At 33.1% G+C, this 10,528-nt stretch carries 6 protein-coding genes, 1 other RNA gene and 1 other annotated feature; of the genes, 2 read left to right on the top strand and 5 right to left on the bottom strand.

From position 1 onward, the window contains the following. Nucleotides 1-51 precede the first annotated feature (51 nt). The 3 genes from cas1 to ssrA form a co-directional block, all read right to left on the bottom strand. Nucleotides 52-525, bottom strand: coding sequence for a type II CRISPR-associated endonuclease Cas1 (gene cas1, locus ACTJFD_RS11315; protein WP_442261640.1), 474 nt, complete (start codon nucleotides 523-525; stop codon nucleotides 52-54). 196 nt (nucleotides 526-721) lie between these two features. Further along, nucleotides 722-4,129 carry a type II CRISPR RNA-guided endonuclease Cas9 gene (cas9, locus tag ACTJFD_RS11310; RefSeq protein ID WP_442261639.1) on the bottom strand — a complete coding sequence of 1,136 codons (3,408 nt, stop codon included), beginning with the start codon at nucleotides 4,127-4,129 and terminating at the stop codon, nucleotides 722-724. A gap of 386 nt (nucleotides 4,130-4,515) precedes the next feature. Further along, nucleotides 4,516-4,882, bottom strand: a transfer-messenger RNA (tmRNA) gene (gene ssrA / locus ACTJFD_RS11305). 172 nt (nucleotides 4,883-5,054) lie between these two features. On the opposite strand from ssrA, the gene ACTJFD_RS11300 reads away from it, so the two are divergent. Further along, nucleotides 5,055-5,981: a DMT family transporter gene (locus ACTJFD_RS11300; protein ID WP_442261638.1), complete on the top strand. Its 927-nt coding sequence runs from the start codon at nucleotides 5,055-5,057 to the stop codon at nucleotides 5,979-5,981. A gap of 36 nt (nucleotides 5,982-6,017) precedes the next feature. On the opposite strand, the gene ACTJFD_RS11295 is transcribed toward ACTJFD_RS11300, so the two are convergent. Both ACTJFD_RS11295 and alaS read right to left on the bottom strand, forming a co-directional pair. Next, complete coding sequence (locus ACTJFD_RS11295; RefSeq protein WP_442261637.1) at nucleotides 6,018-6,437, bottom strand: helix-turn-helix domain-containing protein; 420 nt, start codon at nucleotides 6,435-6,437, stop codon at nucleotides 6,018-6,020. A 242-nt stretch (nucleotides 6,438-6,679) separates the two neighbouring features. Next, nucleotides 6,680-9,325 carry an alanine--tRNA ligase gene (gene alaS, locus ACTJFD_RS11290; RefSeq protein ID WP_442261636.1) on the bottom strand — a complete coding sequence of 882 codons (2,646 nt, stop codon included), beginning with the start codon at nucleotides 9,323-9,325 and terminating at the stop codon, nucleotides 6,680-6,682. A 38-nt stretch (nucleotides 9,326-9,363) separates the two neighbouring features. Then, nucleotides 9,364-9,580, bottom strand: a binding site (T-box leader). A gap of 133 nt (nucleotides 9,581-9,713) precedes the next feature. On the opposite strand from alaS, the gene ACTJFD_RS11285 reads away from it, so the two are divergent. Further along, nucleotides 9,714-10,145, top strand: coding sequence for a GNAT family N-acetyltransferase (locus ACTJFD_RS11285; protein ID WP_442261635.1), 432 nt, complete (start codon nucleotides 9,714-9,716; stop codon nucleotides 10,143-10,145). The last annotated feature ends 383 nt before the right edge of the window (nucleotides 10,146-10,528 follow it).

The following is a 10,528-nucleotide window of genomic DNA, read 5'->3' as shown; positions in this document are numbered from 1 at the left end:
GTTGAAGAAAATAAAGACCTTATAATTTTTGTACAGAAAAGTGTTGCCAATTCAAAAATAGACTTTAGCTACATGACCTTCTCTATTCGTCTTATCTCCAAGTTGTAAATTATCTCGCAATTTTTTCATTGCTATAATACGATTCCCATCTATTTTAGCAGTCTCTGAAAAACTAATTTGATTACTTATTTTCTGCAGAATAATTACTGTCCAAGCAATTTCCTTTTGTTCCACTGTCCAGTTACTTTGCCACATTGCTCTCTTCGCACTGCGATGATATTGTCCTAAGCCTAAGAAAACTCCTGTTGGTAAATATTTACTATCGCAAACAATTAATTCAATATGATATTGAGCAAATTTAGCTAAAATACGACTACTTATGGAGGTATCTTCACCTTCTAAAATAACGCTTTCAATGTCAATTAAAGGAATAACAAATACATCTCCTTCTTTTACAACTTCTAAATTATCTAGTTTAACTCTTAATGTCGCTCCATTCTTTATAAAAACCGTTCTAAATCCCATATCACACCTCCTAGTTTAATACTACAAAAAAAACACCACCCTATTGGTGATGTTAAATTCGGCATAAAGCCTTATTTTTGTAGATTCTCAATAATTTCTTATCAGTAAAATTATAAGAAATCTCGTATTCCGTCGAATACGACACCTCTTTCACTACGATTTTAGTATAGCATAATTCATGGAACTTTCAAATATTTTATTCAGGAATAATATTTTTTAAGGTTTCTTTTTTTACACGATAGCATTGTCCTAAATAATTCGTATTAATCTTTGAGATTTTCATATTAGATTGTAACCTTTTAATAAATTGACCACTAGATACTTTACCAAAAATCGGTAATATTTCATTTTTATCCCATTTAGCTTTATCTAACGGTTTTAACTCAAAGTAATTAGAATTACTATTAACTCGAGAACTAAACAAACCTTCTAACCTTTCATCCTCATCTTCTATGATGACACGATCCCTTCTATAAAGACTAAAATAAAACTCACTGTTTATAGAAATTTTTTCAGAGAGCTTTAACTCATTATATAGAGTTTCTGGCACTCCATACTTTCCTTTGATGAATTTTAAATGACTATACTTCAATCCAAGCAACTCAAAACAATCTAATTCATTGTTATAATACACATCTGTGCGCCAAGGATTTAAAGTTAATAATACTGCTTGCTTATTATTATTTGTTCGTTCAATTTTATTACCAAACTCATCCTTAGTAATATTAATATGACTTCCTAATTTTTTATTATAGTACTTCATATTACGAATATAAGGACCATTTCCTTTTTTAGAATATTTTCTAATTGCTGGAACATCATTATTTGTACAATATCTTTCAAAAGGAGAGCGGTCTACACGCTTTACTTTTCCATTTTTATCTTGAATTTCTTCATAATCAGGATACTCCTCAATAATATCACATAATATTTTATAGGTTTCAACATCTTTTGTTTTGGCTAATAGTTTATCTTGATACTTTTTAAAAGTTTCCCATCCCTTCACTGAATAGATATCTTTAATTTTATCTAAAGTGTAGGTGTCCTCCGATCTAACTTCTTTTCCTCTCTTTACTGCCACATTTTCAACTTGTCGGGTTGAATAAATGGTCGCATCGCTTACTTTACGATTGAATTTCCGATCAACTTGGTGAAAAAACTTAATTTTAGGATATAAAATAGTGGGGGTTAACTGACCGATAAAATGCTCCCACTTTGGCACGTACGCATGTTTTTCATAATAATTCATTTTTTTATAATCACTAAATAAAATAATTTCCCCAGTATCTTTATCGATTATCTTTTTTGTCCCATCTTGATCGTACTCATAACTATTTCTAACGATATTTATAAATGGACTCACTGCACAAAGTGTGGCATCCACCGCATGATGGTGGTGTGTTTCTCTTGTTTTTTCTAAAGCCTCTCCCCATTTTTTACGTAAGGTATGTGTATACCCCCCAGTTACCACTTGCACTTTTGCTTCAGAAGTACTAAAGAAACTTTGGATGGTATTTAGGACAACACGACTGGCATATCTTGTATCATTCAGATTTCTTGAAATAAACTGTTCTCGAACTTCTGGATCAAAGACATTCCTTGTTTCAAGAAGGTTTTTTTTCTTATGTTTCTTTTTAAAAGTTGACATTACCCACGTCTCATACTCACTCCATGTTTGGCCCAACTTAGCCCCATCTTGATAAGCTTGATAAGGCGTCCTTTGTCCTTTTTCCTGATTTGCTTGCGCTTTAACAAGAACTTTATTATTCATAGAATCATCTAAGCTAATAGATAATGGAATAACATGATCTATTTCAGTTTCATTAGTCACTAAAGCTTCAGGTTTGATCACTTCACCAGAGTAAGCACAACGTCCTTGTTGTTCATAGTAATACCCTAATTTAGCAGCAAATCCTTTTTTCCTTAGTTCGTATTCAAACTGAGCTTCACTCCAGGCAGATTGCATTAAGAAGTATTTTTGACTTTCTTTTTTTCTATCTGCATTTGATTTTTGAATGTTTTTTATTGTCTTTTTCTGGTCATCTTCATTTTTGTCCCGAGGCATTTCTATTGTGACATGACTAATTTGATTTTTTCCGTAACGATCAATTAAGTCATTCATCACATGAAACGATTGGGCCACAGATTTACTTACTGTCGGGTTATAAATATTTTCTACCACTTCTTTTACTGGTAATTTACTGTAAGAAGAGTAAGTATTCCTTACATTTGATTTAATATTCAATTCTTCAAGAACTGTGTTTTGTTCCATCGGATAGGCAAGCATCATAGGAATCATTTCATTAAGAGTCTTTAGTGAAAAACTGTGCCATGAACTGTTACTTGACTTCTTTTTGAATTTTTTGAAGTTAGTACAGATAATTTTTTTAATGGATTTATCTAAAGTTGGCAGTTCTAAATTTAACGTATTGTTAATCCCATCTAATTCCGTATTTAAAGTCATTACTTTAGCAATACCATCTACTATTTCTCTTGATAGGTCATTTAGCTCCACCTCATTCTCACGAAATATCTTCCGCCAATCACGGTAAACTTTCAATGTATGAATTTCGGGGCGGTCATTTTTATCTACACGCCATCCAGTAATATCTTTCCTTTGATAACCTAAAAATTTAGCTAGATCATTAGACCCAAAACGAGTCAAATCTGAATTCATTAAGTGGTCTAAAACTAACTGCTTTTCTTTTTCGGTTAGTTTTTTATTTTCACGAGGTAACGTTAAATTATTTAAATCATTTAAAAGATTAAATATCTGAGCAGACAAACTACTTGTACTTGCCCGAAGTTCTCCCTGAATATCAGTTCCAATTAGTTTATCAAAAATATTTTCAGCAGGATGACCAGTCTTCTTAAAGTCCGCCCATCTACCATAAGGACTATTATTAGCTATATTTCCTGGTCCATGATAATACGGACGTTTTCGATAAACTAATCCCGTATCTTTGCCCACCCCTTTCTTTACAAACTGCTCAATAAATTCTTTTGTTATGTCTGGATAGAATACTTGTTGCATACTAAAAATTCTCTCTAATTCATTCGCATAAGACTTTACTGTGAACACATTTAACTGATAATTTCCTGAAACATCGATACCCGTTCTAACACGACCATTTTCATTTAATCTTTTTAGTTGAATCTGACCAGGTGTCAACTCTTTTAATAGTTCACTATTTTTCAATACTTGATTCTTATAGTCCTGATTCTCTTTCGCACCCTCTTTACTATCTTCATCTAGGTAACTGATTCCTCTTTTTTTAATAATGTGTATCACCACACGGTAAATTTCTGACTTTGTCAATTGTTCCGTGAGTCCTTTTACCCTTAATTCATAAGGATTTATATTTCTTAAATTTTTATCTTCCAGTATATCAAGAGTTGCTAATATTTTTTTTGCATCATTTAATCGTGTTACACGTCTACCAACAAGTCTTCTAGCTCCACGACTTGTTCTTGTGACAAGATTATTGGCACTATTCCTGGAATTAAATAGTGATACCCCTAAATCTAAAATTTTTCCATTTTGATCGTCTATTACTGACCAGCCCACACTAGCAATTCCAATATCTAAACCGATACTATACATAACTTTTTCTCCACATCTATTAAATTTTTTAAATAAAAAACGTTATTATTTCTTTTAGTTTATCATAGTTAATTAACATTGTTAACATTCTATTAAATTGTTTATGGCTTCAATAATTTATAAAAGTAGCCAGTTAAGACACACAGATTCAAATATACATATTGAAGCAGGAGCAAACATTAAAAGACGGATTGGACCATTTAGATAGTCAAACGACTATGAATATCTATTTCTATGTATCCAAAGAAAAGAAAGAACAAACCATAGATATATTTATTCAATATGTTGAATTTAAAGCTAACCCGTATTCACTATACACAAAAAGGTCTCACAAACATTAATACATCACTGATGTATCAACATTCATAAGACCTAATCTGTTTGTAATATGGAGGCGGCGGGAGTCGAACCCGCGTCCAAATATATCGCCACCCAGGTTTCTACGTTCATAGTCATACGATTTAAATTTCGCGCAAACCTATGCCGTACAACAAGCCTTGGTTATTGCTAGCCTGATAAGCTCTTTTAAATTTTACAGACGGAAAAATTTAATGTATCCCACTTCATTTAGGACCCTTGCTCGAGCACATGGGCGATGCCGAGAGGATCTTCACCCGCTGTTTTTAGGCAGCTAGAGCGAAAGTATTATTTTCGTTTTTAGCAGTTATATTTAACTGTAACGTTTTAACGTAGACGTAACCTACGGAACGCAACCCGAGCGCAAACTATACCTGTCGAATCCGTAACGCCCCCTAATATTTATCATAACAACTCTTTTAATATTAACATAAAATCAGAGTTTCGCCAAGTTATAGTTTATAAAAAATCAAACACTCTAAATATCATCAGTTGAACTTCACATATTAATTGGCTTATTTTTATAAAAACAGTATAATTAGCACACCATCTAGTTAGGAGAATTAAAATGAAAAATTCAAAATATATGGGCTTTTTTTATGCAATTGTTGGTTGTATTTTTTGGGGTGGTTCTGGGACTGCTGCTCAATATTTTTTTGAGCACAATCAAATTTCAACACAGTGGGTTGTTGGAGTTCGTCTATTAACGGCGGGGCTTCTTTTACTTTTGTGGTGCTTTTTTACTATTCCCAAACAAGTTAAACATATGTTTACCACTCCCAAACATTTACTAAAATTAATCGCTTTTGGTTTTTTAGGTGTTTTACCGTCACAATTTACTTACTTTATGGCTATTCGCTTAGGTAATGCACCAACTGCCACTGTGCTTCAATTTCTGAGTCCACTCTTTATCCTTATTTACTTAGCAATACGCTATTTAAAATTGCCAAGAAAAATTGACTTTATTTCTATTGCTATCGCAATGCTAGGGACTTTTTTGCTTGTCACTAAAGGGAACATCTACCAGCTTTCTCTTTCGCCAGCTGCGATTATATGGGGAATTCTAGCTGGTGTAAGTGGTGCATCTAATACACTTTTACCACAAAAACTCTTAAAAGAATTTGATGCAAAGTTAGTCACTGGTGGAGCGATGTTTGTTTCAGGTCTTGCTTTTTTACCATTACTTGTCAAAACCGAGATACCTACATTTAATACACCCAGCTTGCTAACTTTTATTTACATTATTATTTTTGGAACAATGCTTTCTTATTTATTTTATATTAGTAGCCTTAATTATATTTCACCTAGCTTGACCAGCATGCTTAGTGCTTTTGAGCCTTTAACAGCTACTTTACTTAGTATTATCTTATTAAGCACACCTTTTAGTTTAATCGAAATCATCGGTTCAGCGTTGATTTTATCTGTAACCTTTCTACAAGCCTTCGCAGCTCAAGTCGATACCAAAAGACGAAAGGTAATTAAAAAAAATAACTAAATCTCCTAAAAATAAAAATTTCAGGAGATTTAGTTTTTATTTTTTTAGTTTTAAACAACGATAAATTTCTTTCCCAAAATGACCAACCCCTAAAATTCCGACAATCAATCCCATAACTGAAAATTCTTTAAAATGAGTTAAAAACATTCGAGACAAAGTCCAAATTAAAATAAACAAAAAGATTATAAAAACAATAGAACTCAACACAAGATTAACACGTCTTTCTGCTTTTTCTTCTAACAAATTTTTTTTAAAGTCAATATCTTCTTTTATTAGTGTATCCAAAGAAACATTAAAAAGATCGGACAATTGAATAATGTTCGAAATATCTGGATACCCTTTTCCACGTTCCCAATTTGAAATAGCCTGACCTGAAACATTTAATTTTTCTGCCAATTCCTTTTGCGTTAACTTTTTTTCTTGTCGTAACGTTTTTATTTTTTCACCGATTTCCATTAGCTACAGCTCCTCTAAAATAATATGATTATAACTTATACTATTTGTTTAAAAAAAGCATTAAAGTCATCATTTAAGTAACTAAACAATTGCTTTACCCCTAATTTAAGTGGCTTTTTTCCTAGATTAATTCACCCGTTTATTTAAGAGAGTTCATAAAAAAACACACCTCAAAAGTTAACTTATTAGGTCTAACTTTTGAGGTGCACTTGATTTAACAGTGATTAACAATCTCACTATTTTTATTTATTTTCACTTAACCAAAGCTTAACTTCTGCTAGTGCGTCAGACATACCTTCTGGATTTTTACCACCCGCTTGAGCCATATCTGGACGTCCACCGCCACCACCACCAACTTTTGGTGCAATAGCTTTAATTAAGTCGCCAGCTTTTAGACCTCGTTGATTCATAGCTTTAGACATTGCTACTAATAGATTCACTTTACCTTCTGCAACAAGTCCGAGTACCAAGACATCTGATAGCTCTTTTTGTTTCCATTGATCTGCTAGTTGTCGTAACTGATTCATATCTTTAACACTGACTTGTTGTGCAATAACCGTCACGTCACCAATCGTTTCAATCTTATCAAAAATATCAGCTGCTTCTGCATTAGCTAGTTTAGCTAATAATTGCTCGTTTTCTTTTTGTAACTCTTTATATTGCTCATGCAATTGTACAACTTTAGTCACAACTTCTTTCATTTGAGGAGCCTTTACTAATTTTGCAACTTCTTTCAAACGACCTTCTTCTTCATTTAAAACTTCAAATGCTTCTTGGCTTGTCACAGCCTCAATACGACGAACACCTGCACCAATACCAGATTCTGAGGTAATCTTGAAAATACCAATATCCGATGTATTCGTCACATGCACCCCGCCACATAATTCAATTGAATAACCATCGACATTTACAACACGAACTTCTTTTCCATATTTTTCACCAAAAAGAGCCATTGCTCCCATTGACTTAGCTGTATCAATATCTGTTTCAACAGTAACAACCGGTAAACTTTCCCAAATTTTTTCATTTACTTTACGTTCCATCTCACTTAATTCATCAGCGGTTACTTGTTCAAAATGAGTGAAGTCAAAACGTAAATAACCTGGTGCAACAAGCGATCCTGCTTGATTTGCATGATCCCCTAACACTTCTTTTAATGCTTTATGTAAAAGGTGAGTCGCTGTATGATTTTTAATAATTTTATTACGGCGTTTTTCATCAATCACTAACTGATAAGTCTCTCCAACCGTTAATGGCGCTATAATCTCAACTTGGTGTAAGGATTGGCCATTTGGCGCACGTTTAACATCAATAACAGTCGCTACCGTTTGCCCTGTTACAGTCTTTATCTGACCATAATCTGCAACCTGTCCACCCATCTCAGCATAAAACGGTGTTGTTCTGAAAATTAATTGAGCTTCTCCAGAAGTTAAACTCTCCACTGTTGTTTCTTCCTGAATAGCAACTAATAATTCTGAAGTCAACTCTAATTCAGCATAACCAAAAAATTCACTTTCAACTTTAATATCCGTTAATAATGCTGACTGAACATTCATTGAACCTTCTGTCGAACGAGCCGCACGCGCACGATCACGCTGTTGTTTCATCTCGGCTTCAAAACCAGCATGGTCTACTTTCAATCCTTCATCTTCAGCCATTTCTTCAGTTAATTCTACCGGAAAACCGTAAGTATCATACAATTTAAAAATAGCTTTACCTGATAAAACATCTTTACCTTCTGCTTTTAAAGTCGCAATTAAATCAGTAATAATTTGTAACCCATCATTAATTGTTTCATGGAATCGTTCTTCCTCTGTGCGCATAATTTTTTCAATAAAGCTTAGTTTTTCTGTTACTTCTGGATAATAGCTATTCATAATATCGGCAACAACTGGAACTAATTGATATAAAAAGGCTTTATCGATACCTAATTTTTTACCATGCATGACCGCACGACGAATCAAACGACGTAAAACATAGCCACGTCCCTCATTTGATGGTAAGGCTCCGTCACCTACTGCAAAGGATACTGCACGAACGTGATCAGCTATTACTTTAAACGATGTACTGATCGCAGGTGTTTCTCCATATTTATGGTGTGCGCTCATTGCTTCAGTTGCGTGAATAATCGGTAAAAACAAATCTGTTTCAAAATTCGTTGGCGCATCTTGAAAAATAGAAACAACTCGTTCTAATCCCATACCCGTATCAATATTTTTATGAGGTAACGGTTGATATTCATGATTCTCAGTATGATTAAATTCAGAGAATACTAAGTTCCAAATTTCTAAGTAGCGTTCATTTTCTCCACCCGGATAATTTTCTGGATCGTCTTCAGCGACATCATTATATTCTTCTCCGCGATCATAAAAAATTTCTGAGTTAGGTCCACATGGGCCCGCTCCAATATCCCAAAAATTATCATCTATATCAATGATAGATTCGTTAGGTAAACCAACTTCATCACGCCAAATGCGACGTGCTTCATGGTCATCAGGATGAACCGTAACATATAATAAGTCTTTATCCATTGCAAACCAGTTTTCATCTGTCAAAAGTTCCCATGCCCAATGGATTGCTTCGTTTTTAAAGTAGTCACCTACTGAAAAGTTACCCAACATTTCAAACATGGTATGGTGACGTGCTGTTTTACCAACATTTTCAATATCATTGGTTCGAATGCTTTTTTGAGCATTTGTAATTCTTGGGTTTTCTGGCACAACCGTACCATCAAAATATTTTTTTAAAGTAGCAACTCCTGAATTAATCCACAAAAGAGTAGGATCTTCAATTGGAACCAGTGAAGCACTCGGTTCCACTGAATGGCCTTTACTCTTAAAAAAATCTAGATACATGGCTCTTACTTGAGCACTTGTTAATTGTTTCATTTTTTTCCTCCTAAAATAATATAAAAAAGCACCCTGCAGTCAGGGACGAACATTCGCGGTACCACCCTAATTGCAATGATGCTTCAACAGTCATTACCTCTTAAAGTTCCTTAACGCAGAACAAACGTAAGTCTATTTTAATCAGACTTAATTTCCAAAGGGAGCATTTATAATTAGTTTTGGCTTTTTTTCACCACCCAAAAGCTCTCTAGCTGACAAAAACTAACTAAATATATCCTTTTACCATAACATTTAAATTATATGTAATCATCCCTCTAATGTCAACTAGCTTTAGTATCAAATCAACTTTTATTAAAAATTAACTTTAAAAAAATAAAAATAAATTATGCTACTATTTAAGTAAATGAAAATAAAGGAGTTTTTTTACATGTACATATTAAGAATCGGAAATTCAGCCTGGTTACAAGCGAGTGCCTTCTACTTAAGAATGCTTGTTTTTGTCCATGAACAACAAATTAGTCTCCAAAAAGAATTCGATACCATTGATGAAACAAGACCTCCTTACTTAGTCTTTTTTGATCAAGATTTTCCCATTGCAACCGCTCGCTATCAATTGGTAGATGCACGTACTATCCAACCTGACCGTTTGTGTGTTCATCCAAATTATCGAAAACACACATTGGGAAGTCAACTTTTAAAAGAAATTGAGACCATTGGAAAAGCAGAAAAATGTCTGAGAGTTGAACTTAGTGCTGAAGTTAGTGCTGAGTCTTTTTACTTAAAAAATGGGTACACTATTTCTTCCTCTTTGTTTTTAGAAGACGGTATTCCCTGTATCAAAATGTCAAAAAAAATATAACTATACCACTTATGAAAACGCATTAACATTTAATTTCATTTTTAAAAAAACACATCATATTCTAATATAAAACAGCTTGTTTATTTAAATAAAACAAAAATAGTTATCACTTCTAATTGTTTTTTAATTCCAATTAAAAGCATACCAAACTACATTTATCCTTGTTTTTTTATTGTTATTAGGTTTATAATAGATAAATATTCTAGAAAGGGGTATTTTCTATGCTAAAAAAAATAAACCGAAAGGGAATTATTTTCTTATTTTTAATTTTCTTTCTTTTCCCAGTTACTACATTTGCTCAACAAGAACAAAAAAACACCAAAGATTCTTGAATTGGCAACACTTTTCTGTACAAAAATTATAAGGTCTTTATTTTCTTCAAC

This window comes from Vagococcus sp., from assembly GCF_052102835.1.
In the GTDB taxonomy this organism is placed as follows: Bacteria; Bacillota; Bacilli; order Lactobacillales; family Vagococcaceae; genus Vagococcus.
The sequence above is the reverse complement of the archived record's forward strand: the minus strand, read 5'-3'. Positions and strand labels throughout refer to the sequence as shown.